Here is a 25,916-nt window from a genome sequence, read left to right as displayed (position 1 = left end):
TTGGTTTGCGCTCTATTGACGACTTACTTGACGTCCTTACGAAGGATCTTCGTACGGATCACGGATTCGTTGAGGTTGAGCACACGGTCGAGCTCGGCGCTCGTGGCGGGCTCGCAGGTGTAGTTGACCACCACGTAGTTGCCCTCGGTCTTGCCAGCGATCTCATAGGCGAGCTTGCGACGGCCCCAGATGTCGATGTTCTCGACGGAACCGCCCTCGTTGGTGACGATCTCCAGATACTGGTCGGTCAGCTTCTTCAGACCGCGCTCATCCAGCTCGGGATCGGCAATGAACATCAGTTCGTACTTATGCGCAGACATCACCCACCTCCTTCGGACTATTCGGCCACGGACCTTCCGCGGCAGGAGTGTGTATACGCGCCGCCCGCGGACATGCCACGGGCAACCTTGAAAGAATAACCCGCGACGACGACATTCCGGAGGAGATCCGGATGCGAAACGAACATACCCCCGAGGCATCGCACCGCTGGAACGGCATCATCCGATACGGCATCATCGCTTCCCCTTTCGCCCAATGATTGACCGTCTGGTGTCTTCAGCATAAAACGCCTCTCTTATGTCGGTAGATATGTACCGACTGCCGGAGGATGCGTCTAGCATGGGAGACGAACAGAGTAGACCCGATCCCTGAATGGAGACCTTATGTTCTGTCCTCAATGTGGAGCACACATGAGAGAAGGAGCCAGGTTCTGCGCGCAATGCGGCACCCAGCTCCCTGTGGCGCCTCCCCCCGCCGAGGCGCCGACCGTGGTGGCCGATGCGCCGGCTGCGCCCGCCTCGCCCACGGCACCTGTCGCGCCCGAACCCGCCGGCGACGATGCCGCACCCACCCTTGTCACCACCCCGGATGCCGACGACACGACCGTCGACGACGCCGCGACAACGGTACTCCCGTCCGTTGAGTCGGAGGGTCCGGCCGAACCGGATGAGTCGAAGACGACCATCATGCAGCCGGTCGCGGAGGTGCAGGACGCCCCCGAGCAGGTAGCCTCGGAACAGGACGCCCCGCAGGCGGCAGCCGAACAGGTTGCGCAAGACACGCCGGAGGCCGCAGAACCGGCCGTACCCGAACAGGGCACCCCCGAACAAGTCACTCCTGAACAAGTCGCCCCCGGCATGCCGACTGACGCGAAACCGGCTACGGCACCAGTCGCGGCGCCGGATGCCGGACCGCAGACCGCCGGACCGCAGATGGCGGGCAATGCCATGGGCGGTGCCGTGCCGCCGCAGATGCCTCCGGCACAGCCCATGCAGACCCCCACCATCAATACCCAGGCCATCACCTCCAACCGCATGGTCCGCGAGCTCACGGCCCCGGCGGTGCTGCAGACGGCCGGGGTGTCCCTGGGCATCGGCGTAGGTGCCGCGATCGTGCTGGCGCTGATCAACGCCATCATCTGCACGGCGGCCATGGGGCAGGTCTCCTCCGAGCTCGGAGACGTGTCCTCGCTGATGTCGTCCATCGGCATGGGCAGCTTCACCTCCCTCTTCTCCGGTTTGAACTTCCTGCAGCTGCTGGTGATGTCGCTGGTCATGGGCGTCTCCGGCTCATTCTCGCTCGGCGCCTCCGCGGCGGGCATCTCGCTGGATTCGATGGCGCATATCTCCCTGGCCACCCCGCTGGGGTTGTCCGGTCTTGCGCTCATGATCGGCGCGGCGTTCGGCGCCTACCTGTTCGCGCGCAAGCACGCCGTGCGCTTCGCATGGACCGGCGCCATCAGCGCCGCGGCAGTGGGTCTGGCGTGCGCCATCGTGTATGTGGTGCTGGCCGCGATCTTCCCGCTGTCCGTCAGCGCATCCAGCGGCGGGTACGGCGCATCGGCCTCGCTGAGCGGCGCGACGTTCCGCACGTTCCTGATGACCTTCCTCATCGCCGGTCTCGGCGCGCTGGCGGGCTATGCGCTGGCCCAGTATGCCCCCGATTCCAGCAATGTGTTCCTTGCCGTATGGCGCTGGATGCATCGCACGCGTGGTTTCGTGCGCACGGTGGCCGAATCCGTCATGGTGTACTCCGTGGTGTTCACCGCCGTCGGAATCATCGCGCTCGTCGTTTCCGCCATCTCCAACAAGGCACCGGGCACGCTGCTGCTCATCCTGATGCTGTTCCCCTTCCTGCCGATCGCGTTCTTCGTCGTCGGTGCGCTCGGATCGGTGGATGTCGTGGTCACAGGGCAGCAGCAGACCGCAAGCATTTCGGCGTATGCCCCGAATGTGAGCGATGGCCGTTGGATGCTCATCCTGCTTGTGGTCGTGTTCGTGGTGGCCACGTTCTATATCGCGCTGCGCGCGTCCGCACGCAACATGTATGACCGCGCATACGCCGATTGGAAGCACTCGTGGAAGTCGCCGGTCGTGGCCGTGGTGGCCTGGCTGATTATGAGCCTGTCCTTCGTCTCGTGGAACGTCACCGCGGCGATCGCCTCCCAGGGTTCCTACGCCATGACCTTCGGACCGGCCATGTGGTTCTTCCTGGTCGCCGCCATCTGGGCGTTCCTCATCGAAGTGGTGGCGCTGACGTTCGGCCCGTCGCTGGTGGTTTCGATGCCCGGGCTGTGGAAGTGCTTCGTCGGAGGCACCGTGCAGGCCACACCGCAGAACGTGCGCGACTATGTGGCCGCCTGCTCGGCCAAGGCCCCCGCGGCACCCGCTGCCCCGGCCGCCGTAGCCAGCCCGGCCGATGTCGCCACGCCCGGCACGATGCCGACCAATACGATGCCGAATGACGCAGCATCCTCCGGAGTCTCCGCAGCCGCTGTGGGCGCTACCGCGGGAGTGGCCGCCATGGGCGTGGCCGGAGCGGCCATCATGAACGCCAACGGCGGCCAGCCTGCTGAAAACACGCAGAGCTCGGTTGACACAGCGACCACGCCGATTGACGTGTCAGCCGTCCAGCAGGCCCCGACCGCGCCGATTCCGACGGCCGTCCAGACGTCCGAACACCAGCAGGATTCCCAAACGCCTCAGCCTGCGCCATTCGCACAGACGGCGCAGGTGCCGACCGGTGCCGTGCAGCAGACGTTCACGCCGCAGCCCGCGCCGACCTACCAGTCCGTTTCGGACCAGCAGGCAGCGGCGGGCAACGCGCAGGTCCCGCCGGCCATCCCGCCGAGCATTCCTCCTGCCGCGCCGCAGGGCAAGCCGTTGAGCGCCAAGCAGAAGACCGGCATCATCATCGGCGCCGTCGTGGCGGGGGTGGCCATCCTGCTCGGCATCGCCTACGCCGTGCTGAACGCCACCGTGTTCAACCCGCAGTCGGTCGCCGACCGGTATGTGGCGGCGCTGGCCAGCGGCAACTATGACGAGGCGAACAACATCGCCGATCCGCAGATCGATCAGGCACAGCGAGTCCTGCTGACCAAGCAGGCCGCCCAAGCCGAAAACGCGACCATCACCAACGCCAGGGTCACGGGTATCGCCGACAACGCCGACGGTTCCAAGTCGGTGAGCGTGTCCTACACGATCAGCGGCAACACGGTCAACGACACCTTCACCATGGCGTCCACCGGATCGAACTTCCTGGTCTTCCCCGACTGGAACGTCACCACGCCGTTGCTCAAGGAGATTCAGGTGACGGCGGATTCCGCCATCTCCGAGATCTCCATCAACGGCATCGAAGTGACCGAGGAGAATGCGGTCAGCGGCAGTCTGGATTCGGGCCTCGTGTTCAAGGTCTATCCGGGCACCTACCGGGTCGCCGCCGCCGAATCGGACTTCATCGCCACCGAACCGATAACCGTGAACACCTATGACACCAGCTACGCCTACATTGATGCGGAGCCTACCGATGCGCTCACCGAAGCCATCCAGTCGGAGATCGACGCGCAGCTCCAGGTCTGCGCCGCATCCACCGAGGCGGAGCCTGAAGGATGTCCGTTCGGCAAGTACGTCTACTTGAAGGATCGCTACCGCAACTTCGCATGGAGCATCACCGAAAGCCCGGTGATCGACTACGTCGACCTGAGCTCCGGCATGTTCTCCACCTCCATAGGCGAAGCCGAAGTCACCTACGAGTACCGCATAAACGACGACACCTGGGAGCCTGAAGACAGCACCGACTTCTTCTACCTCGATGGCACATTCACCATCGACGGAGACCAGGTGACGGTCACCATCGACCAGTACTGACCCGGTGATTCAGTCGGCTCGGCCACATCGGCAGCCGCGCCGAGCCGGCGCCGCATGATGTTCCGCCGCCTTCGGGCATCGGACATTACGCGGTGCCGGGCAAGGGTCACGGTCAACGGACGACGCTGACACAGCGCAGGCAACCCGCCATCCGCATTCGGGTGGCGGGTTGCTTGTATATTGGAATACGGTTTGCACCATGCCATACAACGGCATGCAAGCGGCACGGTATCAAGGAAAGGCGGATCATGTCGGCGATTCTCGAAGGCACACCGGATAAGCGACTGGCGCTGGTAACGGGACGCGCCTACCCCGAACAAGCCACGGAAACCGCCAAATACCTTGGAACCACGGTGTTGGAAACCACCGCCTACGACTTCGCGAACGGCGAGATGTACATCCGTTTCACCGAGCCGGTGCGCGGCGCCGACGTGTTCGTCATGCAGTCGCACACCGCTCCGATCAACACATGGATCATGGAGCAGCTCATCATGATCGACGCGCTCAAGCGCGCCTCCGCACGCTCCATCACCGCCGTCTGCCCCTTCATGGGCTATTCGCGCCAGGACAAGAAGCACCAGGGCCGCGAGCCGATCACCGCGCGACTGATCTTCGACCTGTTCCGCACCGCCGGCGCGGACCGCATCATGACCGTCGACCTGCATGCCGCGCAGGAGCAGGGATTCTTCAACGGCCCCGTCGACCATCTGACCGCCATGCCGGTGCTGCTCGACTATGTGCGCGGCCATCTGCCTTTGGAAAACACCACCATCGTCTCCCCTGACGCCGGCCGCATCAAGGTCTCCGAACAGTGGGCCGCCAAGCTGGGCGGACTGCCGCTCGCCTTCATCCACAAGACCCGCGACACCACGCGTCCGAACTGCGCCGAAGCCCACGGCATCATCGGCGAAGTCAAGGGCCGCGACTGCGTGGTCGTCGACGACATGATCGATACCGCCGGCACCATCTGCGAGGCTGTGCGCACCCTGACCAACGCCGGTGCCGCCTCCGTGACCCTGGTGGCCACGCATGGCCTGCTCTCCGGTCCCGCCGTGGAGCGCCTGAGCCAGTGCGGTGCGCGCGAGATCGTGCTCATGGATACCGTGCCGGTGCCCGAAGAGAAGCGCCTGCCGAATATGACCGTACTTTCCGTGGCGCCGCTGCTGGCGGCCGGCGTCCGCTCGGTGTTTGAATCCGGCTCGGTCAGCACGCTGCTCAACGGACTGCCCGAGGATATGCGCCCGCGCAACATCTACGCGTAAGCCACCGCCTCAGCTTGTAAGCATTCAGCGCAAGGGCCGGCATCGTCGTATCGAGACGATGCCGGCCCTTTTGTTGCAGCAACACCGTAAGCCTGCATCAAAAGGGCCACCTACAGCCCGGCAACTGGCCCATCTGAAGCACAAGCACCGTGAGACTGCATCAAAAGGGCTACCTAGCAGTCCCCATGGGCCAGACGCCCCTGCACCCATACGGCTCGGATGTTCGCCGGTGTCGAGAGGTTCATGATCTTCTGGAAGGTGATCGCCGGATCCTCATCACGTTCGAAGATCGGCAGATCGCCGCCCGGCGCATGCACGTCGATGAGCTGCACGTCCCACGCGTAGCCGGCTTCCAAGCGTCCGGCGCGCACGCCCAACGCCTCCGCACCGCCGACGGTGGCCAGATAGAACGCCCGATCAAGAGTGACCAGCGCGTCCGCCACTCCCCCGCGCTCATCCGCCGCACGGGAAGCGTCGACGCCGGATTCCAGGTTGCGCGACACGATCGCCGCCAGACGAACCATCGCATGCACGCTCGGATCGTATCCGCCGGAGATGTCGGTGCCGAGCCCGACCGTGACGCCCTGCCGCCGATACCGCCGCACCGGCGCCACCGCGTTCGCGAAATACGCGTTGGACAATGGGCAGTGGGCCACGGCCGCGCCTCGCCTCGCGAACAGGTCCGCATCGGATTCGGACAGGTATACGCAGTGGTGCATGACCGTGCGGTCGGTCAGCAACCCGAACATGTCGAGCGCCTCCGTGTCCGATCGCCCGTAGCGTTCGAACACGGTGTGGTGTTCCCAGTCGCTTTCCGAACAGTGCGACTGGGTGAAGCAGTGGTACTTCGCGGCCAACGCCCCCAATCCTTCCAGAGCCTCGTCGGTACAGCTGGGGATGAACCGTGGGGTGATGACCGGCTGGACGAGCGACGGTGTCGCGTCAAGGCTGCGACCAGCGCTGCCCGATAGATCACGGTCCGAGCCGGAGAGGCGAACGGGATCGCCCGCGGAGCCACCGCCTGAAAACTCGCCTGCGAACTCGCGCACCTCGTTGACGAACCGTTCGGTTTCGCCCAATGCCGTGGCGGTGTCCTCGCGATAGTACTCGGGGTTGGCGGCCGGATCGTCCATGACGACCTTGCCGATGAACCCGCGCTGGCCGAGTTCGGTGCACACATGTGCCAGGTTGACGGCGGCGGCCCGATCGATGGTGTCGTAGTACAGGACGCTGGTGGTGCCACGTGCGAGCGTGGCCTGGACAAGGTGACGATGGGCACGGTCGGCGTATGCGAGGTCCTTGAACCGCGCCTCGGTGGGGAACGTGTAGCGGCCGAGCCAGCGTTCGAGCGGCTCGTCCAGGGCGGCACCGGCCTGCGCCCACTGCGGGGCGTGCAGATGCAGGTCGGAGAAGCCGGGGAGCAGATACTGTCCGTCGGCGAGACTGGTGAGACGGTTGAGCCGGGCCAATTCGGCGCGGACGGCGTGGTATTGCAGGTTGTCCGGCGTGAGGACGGCCGCGATGACGCCGTCCGCGCCGATGAGATACAGCGACTGCGGGCGATATGCGACGTGGGTTTCGCTCTCGCTGCTGTAGGCCGCACCTTCGACGGCGAAGGCGACGGCGCTCAGGTCCACGGCGGTGGGGGCTGTGGCTGATGTGGCGGATTCGGCGGACGTCGTGACAGGCATCGATGCTCCTTGTTTCCGATGATTCGCAATACCCCCAGCTTACCGGATTACCCGCACCGTCCTCGAAGCCGGATGCAGCCGACCGAACCGGTCCAGCTTGACAGTGTAGAATGTTGCGGCTGGAATGAACGTCAACAGAACCAACGGTGACATGTGCAACAACGACGATACTGAAATCCCGGACAAGGACGCCCAGGAGACTCATCCGGGGGATGAGGGAACTATGGATGAAACCGCCGGCGAGGAAACCACCGACGAGGGAACCACCGGAGAGGGAACCGCCGGAGAGGGAACCGCCGGAGAGGAAGCCACCGGAGAGTCCACGGAACACGAAGACACCGTTCAGTCGGGGAATCTCGAGATAACCGACGAACCGGCCGGAACCGAAGACGACGCGGAATCGGCAAAGACTTCAGACAACAACGAAAACTCCGAGGAACCGCCAACAATCAAAGAAGAACCAGCAGACCCCGAGAGCCCGGAGGAAGACCTGCAACCAGAGAGGACTCCTGAACCCGACGAAACGTTGAAAGGCAAAGCCCGCGCCGCGCTACAGGCTCTCGCGCCCATCGGTCACGGCATCCGCGCCACGCTGAACGCTCTTGCGCCTGCAGGCCGTGGCATCCGTGCCGTATGGCGCAAACGCCCGAAACTGTCGTTCGCGTTATACGCAATCATCTTCGTGCTGGTGACGGCCGCGGCCGTGCTGTTTCTGCAGTGGAGCGTCTGTGAGGAGCCGACCTACGCCGAAGACGCCCAGGTCGATGATACGACGCGTGCGCTCAACGGCATCATCGGTCAGCTGACGAAATTCGTCTGCCAGATGTGGATCGAAGAGAAGATGACGTTCCTGCTCAACTTCCTGTTGTTGGGCCTGATCTATCTGGTGGTCGTCACGCTGCTCAACCGTTTCTGGGTGGCGACTGCGATCTTCGGCAGCGTGATGGTCACGTTCGCCGTCGCCAACCATTTCAAGGTCCAGTTCCGCAACGAGCCCATCATTCCCGCCGATCTCAGTTTCATCTCCGGCGGCAACACCGGGGAACTCATGTCATTCGTGCCGGAGGAGGGACAGCAGCTGATCGCCGACACCGTCACCGGCATCATCTGGTTCGTGGTGATCTGCGTCCTGCTGCAATTCCTTGATCGCCGCAACGGGTTGATTCCCTGCACGTGGCGCCCCTCGCGCTTCCTGAACATCAAGAACATTATGCTGGCAGCCACCCGTGTCACAGCGGCCGCAGCCAGTTTCACACTGCTGTTCTCATTGGTGTGGAACCTCGGCATCTCCAATTCCTGGGCCCAGCAGTGGGCACAAAGTCTCTCCGACCGTCCCGAGTTATGGAACAGCATCATGGATGCGCAGAACAACGGTCCAGCCATGGCCTTCCTCCGTTTGGCGCACACCACCACAATGGACAAGCCTGAGGATTACAGCGAGGACGCCATGAATGCCGTGGCGCGGCGGTACCGTGACGCGGCCTCCGAATTGAACGACACCCGAACCACGGATTTGACCGACAGCACCGTCATCATGGTGCTCTCGGAAACTCTCTCCGATCCGACACGAGTGCCCGGAGTCGATTTCACCATCGATCCGATGCCGAACATCCGGGAGGTGAAAAACCAAACGACCTCCGGGCTCATGCTCTCGCCCGGATACGGCGGCGGCACCGCCAACATCGAATACCAGGCGCTCACCGGACTGACGCTGGCGAATTTCGATCCCTCCCTGATCGTCCCTTACCAGCAGCTGCTGCCCAAGATGAAGCAGGCGTACTCGTTCAATCAATTGTGGACGGAACGGTACGGCGACGAAGCGTCCGTCGCGTTCCACCCGTACTACAAGAGCATGTATTTCCGCGATTCGAATTACAAGAAGTTCGGTTTCTCCCACCTCTACACGCTGGACAGCGACCCTGAAATCGACCATCAGGACCGCATCGACAATTCCCCGCAGGTCAGCGACGCCGCCTCCTACCGAAACGTGTTGGACGCCCTAGAGCAGTCCGACGACCCCCAGTTCATCCAACTGGTAACCATGCAGAATCACGTGCCGTACGGCGACTACTACTTTGACAACGAGTTCCACGCGGCCGACATCTCCAACCTGCCCGACGGCGAACGCTGGCAGATCGACAACTATACGAAAGGCATCAGTATCACGGACCAAGCCACCGCCGAATTCCTCAGCCAGCTTGACGCCCTTGACGAGCCGGTCACCGTGATCTTCTATGGCGATCATCTGCCCGGCATCTACGAGACGGCCTACGCCGATGAGAACAACGCCGTGACCCTACACGAGACCGACTACTTCATCTGGTCGAACGCTGCATCCAAGTCCCATGACGTCAAACTGCCCGCGCAGACATCCGATTACACATCGTCGAATTACTTCATGTCTTCCGCGGCGGAGCACATGAACGCCAAGGTCTCCCCCTATCTGGCGTTCCTGACGATGGCGCACGACGAGGTTCCCGCACTCAGCCGCATCATCATGAAGACGGGCGGCCTCGGCGAAGGCACGACCACGTGCTTGGACGCGCAAGGCAATGTGGTGGACGTGGATTCACTACCGTCCGATGCCAGTCAGTTGCTCGAGGATTACCGGCTTGTGCAGTACGATCTGACCGCGGGCAAGGGATACCTCTACCAGACGGATTTCTTCGACTTACCTTGAGTCGGACGTGCGCCGTTCCGCATCATCCTACGTGCAGCCTTCCGCCCGTGTTCTTCAGATAAGGCAGGTGGGCGGCGTCACACCGTCCATGATGCTGCCGGCGCACACCATGGCCTCAGATACGTGCTTATTCGCCAACGACGAAGTTCTTCAGTTCTTTTTCATTGGCGTATGTCAGTTCGAAGGCCGCCGCATAGGTTTCCGCCGCGTCCGCATTGTATCGGCGCCGCCATGTATTGCCGTAGCAGTCGGTGAATTCGATTTCGATGACCTGATGCTCATCCTTGGTGCTGTAGATCGATATCCAATCCGAGTCGGATGGCAGCGGTTGCGGATGGGTCCAGGGGTATGTGCTGGCGGGACGGATCAGCCAGTTGCCGGGACGAACCATGCGCCATGGGTGGGATACGCCCGGAACCGCATAGCATTTCCCCTTCCCGTCGTCACCCGCACCGGCGCGGCATCGGGGCGCCTGGGTGAACTCGCTCTCGACCCACCGGACCCAAAGCCGCACGTCGAAAATCGAAGCTTCGGTGGGCACACTGAGCTCGATACCATACTGAAACTGTGGTTTGCCCGAGTCTCCGGAGCGCCGTTGCATGACGGCGAATGCCTCCACATGGGAAATTTCGCGTTGCCTGTCGCGGAACACCTCACGGTTGCGTGATTCCCGCAATTCCCGGTCATGTCGTTCGCGGGCTTCCACCTCACGCTCATCCTGTTTGCGTTCCAATTCCTCGTCCCGCCGCTGCTGCCTGAGGGAGTCACGACACTGAATACCCGCAAAAATCAGCGCCGCCAGCGCGGTCAACGCCATGACGACGTTGCCGATGGCGCTCACCGCATCACACCATGTCCAATCCATGGTCCGCTCCTTCAATCACCTCGGATGCCGGTTATCCCTTCCACGTCGATGGTACCGCGCAGACGTTCCGCCGACATGGCACCCATCCGTTTCGACGTTATCCCGCAGTCCCGATAGCTTGTCCATCGACACCAGCAATGCTTACGTCCATCGGCGCGACACCCGACGACACCCCGCCTGGCCACCGTATGCGGCACGCCGTGAGTTCCTTGCAATACCAACGGTTCCCTCTTTGGGTATACGCACCGCATATATACAACGTTGAAAACAATGCTACAGTGGACCACAACGGCAGCGATGCCGCAGCATGAGGGGCCACACACGTCAACACTCCGATACACCATACCGGCGTGACGGCAACGTGCTCCCATCATCCGCACACCACGCATATCAGAGACAAGGAAGGTCATATGCGAAATTTACAACGTTATAGAACGTTGACGTCTTCCGGTTCACACGGAACCATCGGAACCAAACCGGTGGCCGCGCTGACCGCTGCCGCGCTACTGCTCGGCATTGCCGGGTTCGGCGCGTCCTCGGCTTCCGCGGAAGAGAGTACGCCGCAACCCATCGTCAGCTACGACTTCTCCACAGCCACTACCGGCACCGCCACCGTCACCAACGATGTAGAGAGCTCGCCATTCGGCGACGCCGTCGTCACCGATGCGAACGGTATGACGGAAGGGCGTTACGAGGAAGGCGCCCTGCAAATGGATGGCAGCTACTACGTGAAGCTGCCTGACGATATCCTCAAGGACCACGCCTCCGCCACCATCTCCACAGTGGTGCGCAATGACGAATTCAACAGCTCCGGCAGTCAATGGACCTACCTGTGGTCCCTCGGAGGCACAGGCCAGACCGCCAAAGGCTCCTGGGCCGCATCCACCCACACATCGCTCTACACCTCCATCACCTCCAAGGAAAACGGCGCGGGAGAGACATTCTTCTCCGCCTCCGAGAACCTGTCGATGGAGCAGTTCCAGACCTTCACCGCCACCATTGACGGCACGACCAACACCGTGACCTTGTACATCAATGGACGCGAGGTCGGCAGCAGCCCGGTCACCACCAATCCCGCACAGTTCGGTGACCACACCCACAACGTCATCGGCGAATCCCGCTACCCGGGCGTGGGCGACGCGTACTATCACGGTGCCATCAAGTCGTTCACCGTATACGACGGCGCAATGACCCAGCAGCAGATCGCCGAGACCCTGCCCGCCGAAGGCGTCGCCGACCTGCTCGGCACCCAGGCTTCAGCCATCGAAGTCCCGGGCTACGCGAACGCCGACTTCACCTTGCCGACCACCACACGCAACGCCACCGTCACATGGACATCGTCCGACGAAAATGCGCTCCACATCAATGACGCTGGAACCGCGAACGTCGTTCCCCAGTCCCAGGACGTCGTCGTCACCTTGACCGCCGTCCTTACTCCGTTGGGCGAGATGGAGACCCCGACCGAACCGGTGACCCGCGAGTTCACGGTCACGGTGCCCCGCGACGTGTCCGAAGATGAGCTGCGTGAAATCGTGGCCGCCAACGTCGTCGTAGACAACCCCGACGACGTGCGCGGCAGCCTGCTGTTGCCCGCCACGGTCCATGTCGACTCCTACGACATGGACGGCACGGTCTCCTGGGCCTCCTCCAACCCGGATCTTCTGGCAATCGAACCGCTCACCGAAGGGTCCGCCTCCTACACCACCGTTGTGACCCGCCCGTCCTGCGGCGAAGCGCAAGTTGTCACGTTGACTGCCACAATCGTCTCCGACACGTTCCCTGAACCGATCGTCAAAGCCATTGACGTGATGGTCCAGCCCGCAGCCACCGGCGACGATCCGACGCACGCCCGCGTGACCTCCCACGACCCCGGCATCATCAAGGCCAACGGCAAGTACTACATCTTCGGCTCGCACCGCGCGTTCGCTAAGAGCACCGACCTGCAGCACTGGGAATACTTCACCAACAACCTTGTCACCGACTACCAGACCGTGCTTGGCGATATCTGGGAAGCCTGGCCGAAGCAGGACACCAATCCCGACCTCGCAGGCAACATGTGGGCGCCGGAGGTGGTATGGAACCCGACGATGAACAAGTGGTGCATGTATCTGAGCATCAACGGCGGCGGCGCGCAATACCAGAAAACCGTAATGGTGCTGCTCACCGCCGATGACATCGAGGGCGACTGGACCTACGTTGGTCCGGTCATCTACTCCGGTTTCAACGCCAGCAACGCCGACCAGACCGACGTTTACCAGGTGTTGGGCGAGGGCGCGGACCTGAGCCGCTACGACAGTCTGCAGGACACCGGCATCAACGCCATCGACGCCAGCGTGAAGTACGACGGCGACGATATGTGGATGGCGCTCGGCTCCTGGTTCGGTGGCATCTGGATGATCAAGCTCGACCCGGCCACCGGCCTGCGCGACTACACCACCACCTACGAGACCGTGCCGAATGTCTCCGACGCCTATTACGGACACAAGCTGGCCGGCGGCTACGGCAACTCCGGCGAAGGCGTGGCGATCACCAAGCAGGGCGACTACTGGTACATGTTCCTCTCGTACGGCGGCCTGACTCAAACCGGCGGCTATCAGATGCGCGAGTTCCGTTCCGAGAACATCACTGGACCGTATGTGGACCAGAACGGCAACTCGGCGGTATACACCCAGAACGTGTCCGACGACAAGGCCTTCAACCGCGGCCTGCGCATCCTGAGCTCGTATGATCAGACCGGCTCGGAAAGCGTCAAGACCGCCCAAGGAGGCAATGCCATCCTGACCGATGACGACGGCAGCATCTACAACGTGTTCCACACGCGTTTCGTGCGCACCGAAGGCAACCTCGAGGAGCATCAGGTTCGGGTGCAACCCATGGTCGTTTCCCCCGACGGATGGTTGGTCATGGCGCCGTACGAGAAGTCCGGTACCGTCCGGCAGCAGGACTCCTATACCACCGAGCAGGTGGCCGGCGACTATGAGATCGTGGTGCATAGCCCGACCGCGTTCTACGCTGGCGGCGGCGACGCCAGCAACGCGATCTACCATGCCCTCACTGTCACGCTGAACGCCGATGGCACGATCAGCGGAGCAGCCACCGGTTCGTGGAGTGTGGACGGCACCGCGGTGTCCCTTGCCATCGACACCGCTGACGCAGGCAGCCTCCTGCACGGCTCCTACACGGCCACTCTGGGTACGCAAACCACCGAAACCGGCGATTACGCGATGTTCTTCACCGGCGTTGGCGGCGACGTGTTCCCCGACGCCGGCCCGGACGCGCAGTATCAGACCGGACGCGCCGCGTTCTGGGGAGCGAAGGCCATCGACCCGCCGACCGCTGAAATCGTGCCGTGCCCGACGGATCCTGCTGACCCCGATGCCCCGGGACAGAACGAGCCCAACGCCCCGTCCGACCAGGACAAGCCCGCCGATCAGGGTGGATCGTCCGATCAGGATAACGTCACGCAGGCGGACGGCCAGAACGGAAACAAGCCGTTGGCGCAATCCGGCTCGGCGACGGTACCCGTCCTGATTGCCGCCATTGCCGCAATCGTTATCGGTGGCGCGTGCGCTCTTGCGCGTCGTAACCGTCGCTGACGAAATCGGCTGACCATGGAAGCCGGCGGGGCGAACGTTCAATTCATCCCGCCGGTTTTCGTTTCACACTGCCCTTGCGGGCGCAACACAGGCTACGCGCCGCCTTCCGCCCGCGTTCTCCAGATGAGGTAGGCGGATAGCGTCACGCCATCCATGATGTTGCCGGCGCGCACCATCTCGTCGAATTCGGCGGGCTCCAGCCATTGCAGACGGGGATCGTTGAGCATGGCGGCATCGGCCCTGTCCGACGCGACCCTGAGCTCCACCACGGCGATGGAGTCGCGCAGTTTGCCGGTGTCGGCGTGGATCATCTGCAGGGTCCGATGCGAGAGCGGACGGATGCCCGTCTCCTTCATCAGCTCGTATTCCGCGGTGGCACCGGCGATCATGTCCGGCTCGCCCAAGCTACGCGGGAACTCCCATTCGTAGGAATCCGTGGCGATGCGCCAATGCCGCACCAGCAGGATGCGCCCGTCCGGGCGAACCGCCACGCACACCACACTGGGCTGACCGCCGCGCACCTGCGCGAAATACACGGGATAGACCGGGGCGTCCTCCGACGCATCACCGGTCCCGGCGTCATCGGCAGGCGATACGTCCGCGCGAATGACGGCGAACTGCGCGTCGTCGTCGCCTTGGAACACCACCTGCTCGCCCCGCACGACGAAATCCGTCTCCAAACCGGTGCGGATATCGCCCACCAGCGACCGTTCCGTGTCCTCCCCCAACTCCGAAGCGTTCACATCCGCGCTCATGCCCCACTGCCTTTCGCGTGTACCGATACCGTCAATACCGTTCATCCTACCAACCGAACAAGCTCGATGTTCGATTATCCAGTATCTTATGGCAAGCCCCGGCCTTCTCCCTATAATTGGGAGCATGTCATCACTGAGCATCCGCCACGGCCAGGAAACGCCCGAGGTTTTCCGTTATTGCACCGGACTCCGCTAGCCCGCTGACTTTCTTGACGCGTGCCTCATTGGGCTTCCGCCCCGTTTCGACTCGACCAGGTCGTCGCACTCGTCGTCCGTCACCGGGGCACAAGCAACGTCTCTGCCTGACGCGAGTCCACCGATCCACTTCCGTTCGTACGCGCCAGTCCGCTTTCACACACTCGACGGCGATACCATAGCCCGTGCAAACATTCGAGGCCACACAGCAGCATAAGAATAACCAGCGGGAAGAAATACCTGTGCTGCATGCCCTCGACCACGGCTGCGCCCACCGGCGTGTATTGCAGCCACAACGCCACATAAGTCAACAGCATGATCCCCGTCGAAACCACGACCGCACACCACCAGAACACCAGCCTGCGCTTGGACATAGTGCGCGCGACGCTTGCCGCCAGCAATACGATGGCCACCAGCCCCCACAATGCCCAAAACATCGTAATAACCAGACTATCGGCTCGCGAATCGAGATTCGCTTTGCCATGAACGATTGCGATCCACACCGCATGCAGCATATCCAGGATGCCGGCAGGACCGGAGAGCAGCTCCGCTTTCTTTTCGGACATCTGGTCATAGGAGACAATCATGGGAGTGGTCACGAACCAATTCGTCGTTCGCATCCATACCGCCAGCCACAGGAAAGCCAGTGCATCGCCCGCCGCGCAAATCCATAGTCGCGGATCTCGCCAGACGGCCAGCCGGCGCGCAGTCTCTGCCTCAGAAGCGGTTCCAGCATCGTCACCACTCAGACCACGCTGCATGTACGGTATTAATAACGCCAGCGCAACCATAGGCGCATAAATGAACTTGCACATCGCCAGCAGCACCGACACACAAGCCACAACTATGCAATATCGGTTCGAAACCTTGCAATATAAAGTCCGAAAAACCATACACGAAAACAGGAACGCCAACGCTTGAGTCAACGAATCGGCGGAAATCGCGAAGGCATATCGGCGTATCAGAAGCGGACACAACATCGCCAGTCCGACAATAATCCGCCATCGCGGCAGCAGCGCCACCGACGCGGCTGCACACCCCGCATATATCAGCAGCATCAACAATTCGGCAAGATGATACGTGACGTCGGCGGGGAACCCTTGCATCTTGCCGACGCCGAATACGACCAGTTGCGGCAAGTACGCGACAGGGCTATTGGTGGCAGTGTTGTTATACGGTACGTCCGCCCCGGATTCGTCGAACACTTTGATGGAGTCAGAACGAACGACAGTAGGATCGTAACCGTCATAATGCTGTTGGGAGTACTCGATCCATTCCCAGTCGACATGTCCGCCGACGTTACCGATTCCACCATGCAGGTAGCTGACGGAATCAACCGGCCGCACCATCACGTCACCGTTGACGATACCTGCTATCCGATAGATATGGGACCAGATATCCGGGATATGGCCAGGTGCCGTGGCCAACATGCACCAGCCGCCGATTAAAACCACCCCTATGGCGGTTACCATCGGCATCAGCCTGCGGATTATTACTGTCAACCCCTTCATCTCCATAGTTACCCATTATGGCACCCGGCGTGCGATATGGAACGTCTCGTTGTTTGGCGTAAAGGGTGAGCGCGCACTCGCCCTCATTGCCGTATGAACAACGATTTCGCGCTCACTTATTATGGCAAACCGGCCTTCTCCCTATAATTGGGAGCATGTCATCACTGAGCATCCGCCACGGCCAGGAAACGTCCGAGCATGAATGGGAGACGGTCAACCGGGTTGTGTTCCCGACCCGGGACCAAGACCTGACCATGCCGCTGTACGCCATTGAATGGACGCGTCCGCACCTGACCGACCAGGTGTTCGACCCGCGTGTGGACCTGCATCGCATCGACCTGCCGTCCATGAACAAGTCCGGTTTCCAGCGCCTGATGCGTGAAAGCGCCGACGCCCGGCCCGCCACCGGCACGGACGAGGTCTTCACCGTGGACTCCCGCCGCTCGATGACCGTCCACGCCGCCCGCCATGTTTCGCTGTGCACGTTCTTCAACGCGTTCCCCGCCGGGTATTGGCGGCGATGGACCGGCGTCGACCGGGTGCGGTTCACGGCCACGGTGCAGGGGCGTGGCACCGTGACGCTGTTCCGTTCCACGGGCCGCGGACTGTTCTCCCCCGTTACGACGCTCGACGTGGACGCCGCTGACGAGCCGCGCACCGTGTCCGCGTCCATCCCGATGACCGGTCTGGTTGACGGCGGCTACTTCTGGTTCGACGCCAAAGCCGGTGCCGATACGCCGCTGACCGTTTCGGACGCGCAGTGGGCGGTTCCGGTCAGGGCGCGCACGGCGACGCGCACCACACCTACCACACTGTCCATCACCATCACCACGTTCAACCGCGCACCGTACTGCCATGACCAGCTCAAGGCGATCGCCGCGGATACTGATCTGCGGCAGCGGCTCGACACCATCTACTGCGTGGACCAGGGCACCGATCTGGTGCGCGACCAGCCCGGCTTCGAGGACACCGCCCGCGAGCTCGGCGGTCAGCTCACCTATCTGCGGCAGGCCAATCTCGGCGGGTCCGGCGGATACTCCCGCGGCATGTATGAAACGCTGAAGGCCGCATCCAGCGACTACGTGCAACTGCTCGACGACGATGCCATCAGCGAGCCCGAAGCCATCCTGCGGGCCATGCAGTTCGCCGACTACACCCGCAAGCCCACCATCGTGGGCGGCGGCATGCTGCATCTGGACAATCGCACGATCCTGTACACGCAGGGGGAACGGTTCAACCGCCACACCTGGTGGTACGGCAACACGATGGACCTGGAATACAACCACGATTTCGCGGCGTCGCCACTGCGCGACACCCCGGAACGCCACCGGCGCGTGGACACCGATTTCAACGGCTGGTGGATGTGCCTGATCCCGGTGAGCATCATCCGCGAGATCGGCCTGTCACTGCCCGTGTTCATCAAATTCGACGACACCGAATACTCGCTCCGGGCGGCCGAGCACGGTTACCGTACGGTCTGCCTGCCCGGCGTGGCCGTCTGGCATCAGGCCTGGCATGACAAGGACCCCGCCCGCACATGGGAGGAATACTTCTTCCAGCGCAACCGTTGGATCTGCGCGCTGCTGCACGCGGGCAAGCCGACGCGTCGCTTCATGTTCGAAATGATGTACGGCGATGTGAACGTGGGCCTGAAACTCATCTACTCGGCGTTGCGGCTGCGCCATATGGGGCTGCGCGACATCATGCGGGGCCCCGACTACATCGTGCAGTCGATGCCCGGCAAACTGGCCGAAGTACGCAAAGCGCGCGAGGGGTTCGACGATTCCACCGACATCACCGACCTTGACTCGCTGCCCGAACCGGAACGCGAGTTCCAGCTCAACGCACAACCGGACTCGCCGCAGGCCATCCGCAAGGCCGGCACCAAAGCCGTGCTCAAGGCCGTACTCTCCCGCCGCGACGGCACCAAGGACACCCGGCCAGCCACGGCGATCACCGCCAAGGATGCCGTGCTCTGGCGATCCTTTGTGGACGTGAGCTCCGCGCTGGTCACAGCCCCGGACGGCAACTCCGTGGCCTGGCGCCGACGCAACGGCAAACTGTACCGCAAAGCGCTGCGGGAAGGCTTCCGCCTGTCCCGCAGAATGCTCAAGGACTGGGACCGACTGGCCCAAGCCTATCGTGCGTACGATATGGCCAGTGTTGAGGTGTGGGAGGAGATTTTCAGGCGGACTTCTTCGGTGTGACGATTTCCACGTCGTCGCGTTCCGGATGGATACGCAATGCGGAATCGTTCAACAACGCGTATGAATCCCGGCACTCCGGATCCCTGATCACGAACGTGCATGCATTGCCTTCGATGGCTACCGCCACCTGATCGGCAAAATTCGGATCAGTGGGACTGGGAGTGCGCAACGAGGTGATCAGTCTGAATTCGCCATCGTTGAACAAGTTCAGCGGCATCTCGAAGTACACCTTCTGATGCCCGTGCTTCTTCATCCGCAACACCTTGGCACCCGTATCGTAGGTGATGCCACCACGGCGGATGTCGTGCAACGCGATGGCCAGGTAGAAATCACCCGGCTCGTTGAATTCGTATTCCACGTAGAAACGGAACACGTCCCGGCTGGTGTAAACCTTTTGCTCGACCGGAACCGTACGCAACAGCGGGCAACGCTCGTTCAGCCCATTCGCATAACCGCCGCGCGCCTCCTGCCGTTCCTCCTCCAGCTTCTGCTCCGCCTCCAGATTAGCCAGCGTGTACTTCTGGGAGACCGATTCGGGATCGCCGATCGCCACCACCTCGCCGTCGGCTATCATCATTGCCCGCGTGCAGTATTTTTTCACCGACCCCATATCGTGAGTCACCAGAATCACGGTCTTGCTGGGGTCCTTCTTGATTTCAGCGAAAAAATCACTGCACTTGCGCTGGAACGCCTCATCACCCACGGCCAGCACCTCGTCCAGCACCAGAATGTCGCCCTGGGCCTTGATGGCCACCGAGAACGCCAGACGCACCTGCATGCCGGACGAGTAGTTCTTCAGCTTCTGGTCCATGAACTCCTCGAGTTCCGCGAAGCTGACGATGTCGTCATACATGGCGTCGATCTGCTCGGTGGTGAAGCCGAGCAAAGCGCCGTTCAGGTACACGTTCTCACGTCCGGTGAGCTCAGGGTTGAAGCCGACGCCCAACTCGATGAACGGTACCAGCTTGCCTTTGACGTTGATTGAGCCGTTCTCCGGATAGTAGATCTGCGAGATCAGCTTCAGCAGCGTGGACTTGCCGCCGCCGTTACGGCCGACGATGCCGAAGAACTCCCCCTGATGCACCTCGAAGCTGATGTCCTTGAGCACCTGCTGCATCTTGTAGCCTTTGATGCCCCGGGTCCAGTTGATCACCGCCTGCTTGAGGCCCGTCGCCTGTTCGGTCGGCAGCTTGAACGACTTGGATACATGCTCGGCGGACAGCACCACCGGCGCCTGCAAGTAGTTACGTTGAAACTGCTCGGCAGCGACCTCGCGCTCATCGCGTACGATCTTCCCCTCCATTACATCACCTCCGCGAAACGGCTGCTGTTGCGACGGAACAGATAGATACCCAGCCACAGGGCGAATATGGTCAACGCAATCGGGAACAACCTCGCGCCCCAGTTGTCGAACTGGTTCCACACCGTCGGCTGCGTGGCCGGGGCGATGAAGTTGTGACGGATATCCTGAATCGATTGCGCGATCGGGTTCAACAGCTCGGCCCTTGCCAGCGTGGCCAGGATACCGCCACGTTCCGTCACGTAGCTCAACGGGTAGATGATCGGCATCGCATAGAAGATGAGCTGCTGCAGCACCTCCCAGATATGGGCGATGTCACGGAAATAGACATACATGGTGGCCATGATCAGCGTCAATGCCAAGGTGATGGCATACAGCTCGATGATGTTCAGCGGCAGCAGCACCACCCGCCAAGTGAATTCCACGCGTGCGAACAACGCGAAGATGAACACGACGACCAGGTTGATCGCATAGCTGATCAGCGCGCCCATGGTGGCGGACACCACCACGATGTAGTTCGGGAAGTGGATCTTGCGCAGCAAATCACCACGGTCGACCACGGACCGCAGACCCACATTCGTGGACTCGGTCACGAACTGCCAGGAGCTGATACCCAGCAACAGCACCACCGGATAGGTGGGGGTGCCGTCGGACATGCGCAGGAACTTGCCGAACACGATGTACATCACACAGAACATCATCAGCGGCTTAAGCACCGACCACGCGATGCCCAGGAACGACCCCTGATAGCGCAGACGGAAATCCGTCTTCACCAGGCCTCGGAGCACAACCCACGCGTAGCCATACTTGGCTTGTAAGTCCTTCACCATTTTCGTCACAACGCCAATCCTACCAAGGGGACATCACACCGCACGGAAACATAGCCGACCGACTAATGCGATAGACGGCAGCACCTTTTCGATAACGTTCGACAGCTCTTTCATACTTGACAAGTGCTATCCGGGATGGCCCTATTACCGAAGAATATGCACTCTCACAAGCATTTCGAGACGAAAAGCCGCAAAATCCCGAAGTCAAGCGTGTACTTCGGGATTTTGCAGCACGAAACTAGCCAGTCAGACTGTAGTTCAGTCCATCTTCAGGTAGTGTTTCCAGTACTTGATGGAAGTCAGCTCGTCGCGAGCGGCCGCATACTCGGCACGCAGGCGCTTGACATGCTTCTTGTAGTACCGGAGATCGCGCTGATACCGCTTCATGATCTCCTCGAAACGCTTGGAATCCTTGACGCGGATGGCCCCGGTACGGTTATACCAGTCGATGACGATCAGATACTTCTTGTTGCGGATCACGCCAGCCGGATACACCCAACCCAGCACCGGAATCACAGCGTACCCTTCGCCCTCGGTCTTGATGAACCGCTGGCCGTTGTCGGTGACCAGATCGTTCAGGCGCTGCAGACGGGTACGAGGCTTGTCTCCATCCACCAGCTGACGGTCGATCTTCTTCAGGTCGAAGCCCTTCAACTCAGGAATGGCATCCGCCTGCTTTTGCAGCTCCTCGAACGATACCAGACGTTCCTTGACCTTATTGGCACGCATGAAACAGCTTTCGGCCACACCCATCTGCTTGATGAACTCAGGCCCCTTCAGGAAATCCTCGAAAGCGTCCAGACACAGCTCCGCATTCGCATAGCCGAATTTCTTCAGTTCAAGCCTGATGTTGTTATGCAGCTCATACATGAAATTCGACTTCGGCGCCATGCCCGTGGTGGCCTGGGCGATCATCGTGTTACGTGTGGTCTGGTAACGCTCCACAGCAGCGTTATATCGGGCATGGAATGACATGTGCCAAATGCACAGACCATTCATCGACATGAACTTAGGACGGCACCGAATACCGTACTCGGCATCGTCGCAGCGGACGAACACCGGCAAAGGCAATCCCTCGCGCTTGATGGTGTCGATCGGGATGCAGCAGTACCACCACGCGGCATACCTTTGTTTACGCATCACCTTGGTGGGTTGGAAGATCTCGTTATAGACCAGATCCTCGAACTTGGTCAGGCGCAGCGGCGGCTTGGTGGGGGCAAACGTACCCCCCGGGGTCATAAAGCCGATGTCCTCCCACTGATCTTCGCCGATCTCATAATTCAGCATCGCACCGCTGATGAAGGCATCAGCATACTTATCATTGACCAACCGCAGAAGATTGTACGTACGCTTGATGCTTTCCGGGGATACGGCCACATCGTCATCCATCAGCAGGATGTGGGTCGCCTGCGGGGTCTGCTCCATCGCCTCAATCATGCCGCGGGTAAAACCGCCGGCACCACCGACGTTGTCATTCGGACGAACATGCACGTGCTCGTCGCTCAGGCCTTCGGCATCGAGCGTACGGCCGTTGTCGATCACGTACATGGTGAAATGATCGGCAATGTCCTCGCCGGAAGCCAGAATCTGCTCCTTGATCAGACCGATGTTGCGCTCGATAAAACTTTCTTTCTTGAACGTGGTGGTGGCAAGCGCCAGTTCCACATCGCGCAACTCGCCGTCATAATCCACCGCGTAATAGCTGTTGCGAATCGCGACTCGCCCCTGGGTCTCGATCGTGAATCCAACAATCACCATCTCATCCGTGATAGTCAAAGGCATGTCGATTGTCTGCCAATCATCCGAGGCCTCCAACGAACGCGTCACCCCTTCAACGACCTGGGGGTGTGCGGAAAACGCATCCCCCATGGTCTGCGTCACGGTGCAGGAAGCACCTTTGAGCTCAAGGTGAAGGGAAAAACCCGTAGCGATGGTGTATTCCGTCAGCTTCATCACCGACAATGAGTTGAAGTAGGTGGCAAAATCATAGACGCCTTTGCCATACATCACCCATTCCCGGGCCTCATCATCATAGATGACGGGCTGATCTGCGTCGCAATACATCGAGGGATACTTCAGCGACCGGGGATTTGTTTCCAACAGAATATTGGCAAACTTCATAGTCGGCATGGTAACGGCTCCTTCAACAAGCGTTTGACCTGTCAATACTGTATCAAACGTTCGCTAACGAACTAGTGGCAACTGGCAACTTCCGAGATGCCGTTTCCCTGAATCGGAACCTGCATCTTATCAGTGTCCCCGTTTCCGGCAACCCTGCTCAGCTGCGGATAAAACCACCGGTTCACTACCGGAATCCGGTACAGCACAGCCGCACATGCCACATCCAACGCCAGACGTATCAGGAAAAACGATATCGTCATCGGGACCCAGGCATTCCAGCTCTGGAGCACAGCAAGCACCCGTCCCCACGGGAACACATCATCCTCGACCAGGTGCACGCACAGTATTGCCAGACTGGTACGACCGGCCAGGGACAGAACACGTCCGAGCGCATCCACATGCGTATCGACCAGACGGGACAAGCCGATGATGCATATCGTGCCGGCAAGGCTACCCACAACGGCAAGCGCCGGATGCGGGCCATACTGGTTAATGGCCATGCTCAATCCTCTGGCCCATATAATGTCCGCAACCCACAGCACGGCAGACATCAGCCACATCCACCGATGCGAATCGAGCCAATCAAGAACCCGATGCTCACGGGCAAGCTGGCCGATATACAGGAACAGCACCGCACACATGCCCGCCTGAATGCTCCACGGAAGCCACACCATACGAGAACTCACATAACCGATGACGAAGCAAGCGACGACGGGGATCATCGGCATACGGAAACGCCAACACCAGTGCAACAGCAGATGCGCCCAGAACAACGCCAGCAGAAACCATACCGCACCGATTCTGTTTTCCACAGGCCACAGGGTAAGCGGGCTGACATCGCCGGCTCCATAGAACGCAGCTTCAGCCCAGCTCTTCGCAACGCGCAATCCCGCCTCCGGTTGCAGCTCAACATCGAGCAGTGCGGAGAACATCGCGCCACCGGCCACCACAGCACACGCGGTAATCGCATATGTCAGCAGCAACTCCGTAGATTCCCTGCGCCATCGGAATGCTCGCCCCGGATGCATGAAATAACCGGACAGCAAGAAGAACAACGGCATATGAAACGAGAAGCAAAACGATGTCAGCCAATCCGCCAGCCGTGACGGCACCCATCCCCGGGCAATCAAAGCGCTATGGCCAAGAACCACGCAAAGTATGGCGATCCCTTTGGCGATATCAAAATACCGCACGCGCTTCGCTTGCATTATTCCCACTCCTGATTCAACTTCCAAGAAACACACGGACCTTTGACTCTTTTGACTACATGTGCGTTTCTTTGATCCCGTCACCACTCCGTTGGTAGATATCCATGCTCCCATCCGCATTCATCACGGTCACAGTGTTACCGCTTTGCGCCGAATGCTCTATCTGCTTTCGTGGGAACCCATCGGGAACGACCAGTTGAAGGCCACGACCATCCAAAACTGAAATGTCGGCTGTCGTACATCCAACACTCACGGACTGCAATGACTCGTCATCGGCCAAAACCGATATGTCGCAAGCCGAAGCAGGTAACGCAACCTGCGAGAGATGCGTCAGACCGTCAAGAAAGTCCACGTTGCTTATCTGGGTTTCAGCCAGATTCAACTGCTGCAGTTGGTGAAGTTCGGCAATCGGCGCACCATCCTCCAGCGCGGTCAACGAACTGATGTCCAAATTTTGCAGACCAGTAAATCGCTGAATTCCCTCAAGACTGCGAACATCCGACAAATCGTCGCAGGAATCGGAATGCTCCGAAGCCAGCACAGGAAACACCAGATCCGACACCGTCCGCACATCTCGAACACGATTGCTTCCGGCATCGGCATCCCCGACCGCCGCAGCCACACACTTTCTCAGCGAAGCATCAACAATCGAGGAGATTTCCGGTCCCGTAACGTATGTCTGCTCCCCTGCTGATTCCGATTCATCCACGGGCACCCCGTGATTCCGGTTGGCGACAAATACGCCAATGGTCATCGCCATAGCAAGGATTACAAGGGCGCACAGCGCCACAGTCGTTTTCCTGCGCACAGTAATCGCCTATCAGCCGTAGTACGGATGCGCATAACCCAGGATGCACGAATACGAGTAGTGTTCACCGATTCCATCATTGATGGCGTCTGCCACCCACACGCCTCCGTTATCGACACGAACCACAATGCCGGCGTGGCTGGCCGAATAGTTTTTGGACCATGCCGTTTCCGGGAATTTGTAGAAAGCGATATCGCCAACCTGGGCCTTCATATTCACACGTCCGCGAGTCCGATACCAGTCATAGTTGTGGTGCGGCCATCCGGTTTTTGCCCCGTCGCAAAGGAACACATCCAGACCTGCCTGGTGGAACACGTACCACACGTACGACATACACGGTCCGAACGGGCACAACAATCCGCCGTTGGCGGCCAACGCTCCGGGGCAATCCGGATGCTTGCCGTAATACGATCGAGCGGTTGCGACCAACTTGCTCACAATCTGGCTCTTAGACCAACGCGCACCCGTCTGCTTGTCAAGGTAATACGGCTTGCCATCGATTAGCACGCCACCATAAACCATGCGACCGGTCACCGGATCGTAATACACCCACTTGTTCTTTCCGGGAATCCACGCCCACTCATAATCCACGGCTCCGGTTCCGGGGGTGAGGTAGTACCAGCCGCCGTCGATGTAGCGTTCGCCGTACTGCATGATGCCGGTGACCTCGTCGTAGTACACCCACTTCTTGCCGCCGGTCAGGTAGACGAACCCGTGGGACATGGCGCCGGTAGCCTCGTCG

General features: G+C 60.8%; 16 protein-coding genes. 5 read left to right on the top strand and 11 right to left on the bottom strand.

Annotation, left to right across the window (positions count from 1 at the left end; genetic code table 11):
- Positions 1 to 23: 23 nt before the first annotated feature.
- Entirely contained in the window at positions 24 to 320 is a 297-nt protein-coding gene (gene rpsF, locus OU11_RS06045) for a 30S ribosomal protein S6 (RefSeq protein WP_033515287.1), read from the bottom strand.
- 342 nt (positions 321 to 662) lie between these two features.
- Here rpsF and OU11_RS06040 point away from each other — a divergent pair, with 342 nt between their 5' ends.
- Together OU11_RS06040 and OU11_RS06035 are read left to right on the top strand one after the other, a co-directional pair.
- Positions 663 to 4,145: a zinc-ribbon domain-containing protein gene (locus tag OU11_RS06040; protein WP_033515285.1), complete on the top strand. Its 3,483-nt coding sequence runs from the start codon at positions 663 to 665 to the stop codon at positions 4,143 to 4,145.
- Positions 4,146 to 4,393: 248 nt separating this feature from the next.
- Entirely contained in the window at positions 4,394 to 5,407 is a 1,014-nt protein-coding gene (locus OU11_RS06035) for a ribose-phosphate diphosphokinase (RefSeq protein WP_033515283.1), read from the top strand.
- A 173-nt stretch (positions 5,408 to 5,580) separates the two neighbouring features.
- Here the strand turns inward: OU11_RS06035 and OU11_RS06030 are convergent, their stop codons facing one another.
- Positions 5,581 to 7,098: an amidohydrolase family protein gene (locus tag OU11_RS06030; protein WP_052122732.1), complete on the bottom strand. Its 1,518-nt coding sequence runs from the start codon at positions 7,096 to 7,098 to the stop codon at positions 5,581 to 5,583.
- A 124-nt stretch (positions 7,099 to 7,222) separates the two neighbouring features.
- Here OU11_RS06030 and OU11_RS06025 point away from each other — a divergent pair, with 124 nt between their 5' ends.
- Positions 7,223 to 9,778 carry a sulfatase-like hydrolase/transferase gene (locus OU11_RS06025; RefSeq protein WP_223224104.1) on the top strand — a complete coding sequence of 852 codons (2,556 nt, stop codon included), beginning with the start codon at positions 7,223 to 7,225 and terminating at the stop codon, positions 9,776 to 9,778.
- A 127-nt stretch (positions 9,779 to 9,905) separates the two neighbouring features.
- Here the strand turns inward: OU11_RS06025 and OU11_RS06020 are convergent, their stop codons facing one another.
- Positions 9,906 to 10,643 carry a hypothetical protein gene (locus tag OU11_RS06020; protein ID WP_033515282.1) on the bottom strand — a complete coding sequence of 246 codons (738 nt, stop codon included), beginning with the start codon at positions 10,641 to 10,643 and terminating at the stop codon, positions 9,906 to 9,908.
- Positions 10,644 to 11,122: 479 nt separating this feature from the next.
- Between OU11_RS06020 and OU11_RS08845 the strand changes: the two genes are divergently transcribed.
- The gene (locus OU11_RS08845) at positions 11,123 to 14,239 is read left to right on the top strand and encodes a family 43 glycosylhydrolase (protein WP_161782766.1); all 3,117 of its coding nucleotides are present in this window, start codon (positions 11,123 to 11,125) and stop codon (positions 14,237 to 14,239) included.
- A gap of 92 nt (positions 14,240 to 14,331) precedes the next feature.
- Here OU11_RS08845 and OU11_RS06010 read toward each other — a convergent pair whose 3' ends face one another.
- Positions 14,332 to 14,994, bottom strand: a complete 663-nt coding sequence (locus OU11_RS06010) for an NUDIX hydrolase (RefSeq protein ID WP_033515280.1) — start codon at positions 14,992 to 14,994, stop codon at positions 14,332 to 14,334.
- A gap of 275 nt (positions 14,995 to 15,269) precedes the next feature.
- Positions 15,270 to 16,706, bottom strand: a complete 1,437-nt coding sequence (locus OU11_RS06005) for a DUF2142 domain-containing protein (protein WP_033515278.1) — start codon at positions 16,704 to 16,706, stop codon at positions 15,270 to 15,272.
- 149 nt (positions 16,707 to 16,855) lie between these two features.
- Between OU11_RS06005 and OU11_RS06000 the strand changes: the two genes are divergently transcribed.
- Positions 16,856 to 18,907, top strand: a complete 2,052-nt coding sequence (locus OU11_RS06000; RefSeq protein WP_052122729.1) for a glycosyltransferase — start codon at positions 16,856 to 16,858, stop codon at positions 18,905 to 18,907.
- Here OU11_RS06000 and OU11_RS05995 read toward each other — a convergent pair.
- The 6 genes from OU11_RS05995 to OU11_RS05970 all read right to left on the bottom strand — a co-directional run.
- Positions 18,885 to 20,210, bottom strand: coding sequence for an ABC transporter ATP-binding protein (locus OU11_RS05995; protein WP_081963486.1), 1,326 nt, complete (start codon positions 20,208 to 20,210; stop codon positions 18,885 to 18,887). The genes OU11_RS06000 and OU11_RS05995 overlap by 23 nt on opposite strands.
- A complete protein-coding gene (locus tag OU11_RS05990; protein ID WP_052122728.1) occupies positions 20,210 to 21,037 on the bottom strand; it encodes an ABC transporter permease in 828 nt (275 codons plus the stop codon). The genes OU11_RS05995 and OU11_RS05990 overlap by 1 nt, the downstream gene beginning before the upstream one ends.
- A 258-nt stretch (positions 21,038 to 21,295) precedes the next feature.
- Positions 21,296 to 23,167 (bottom strand): glycosyltransferase family 2 protein, encoded by a 1,872-nt coding sequence (locus tag OU11_RS05985; RefSeq protein ID WP_033515274.1) that lies wholly within the window; start codon positions 23,165 to 23,167, stop codon positions 21,296 to 21,298.
- Positions 23,168 to 23,229: 62 nt separating this feature from the next.
- On the bottom strand, positions 23,230 to 24,366 hold the full coding sequence (locus OU11_RS05980; protein ID WP_081963485.1) for an acyltransferase family protein: 1,137 nt from the start codon (positions 24,364 to 24,366) through the stop codon (positions 23,230 to 23,232).
- Positions 24,367 to 24,421: 55 nt separating this feature from the next.
- Positions 24,422 to 25,126: a hypothetical protein gene (locus OU11_RS05975; protein ID WP_152597092.1), complete on the bottom strand. Its 705-nt coding sequence runs from the start codon at positions 25,124 to 25,126 to the stop codon at positions 24,422 to 24,424.
- 60 nt (positions 25,127 to 25,186) lie between these two features.
- Positions 25,187 to 25,916 (bottom strand): CHAP domain-containing protein (locus tag OU11_RS05970; RefSeq protein WP_033515270.1); only part of this gene is annotated, 730 nt, incomplete at its 5' end.

The organism is Bifidobacterium pullorum DSM 20433, from assembly GCF_000771405.1.
GTDB lineage: Bacteria > Actinomycetota > Actinomycetes > Actinomycetales > Bifidobacteriaceae > Bifidobacterium > Bifidobacterium pullorum.
The sequence above is the reverse complement of the archived record's forward strand: the minus strand, read 5'-3'. Positions and strand labels throughout refer to the sequence as shown.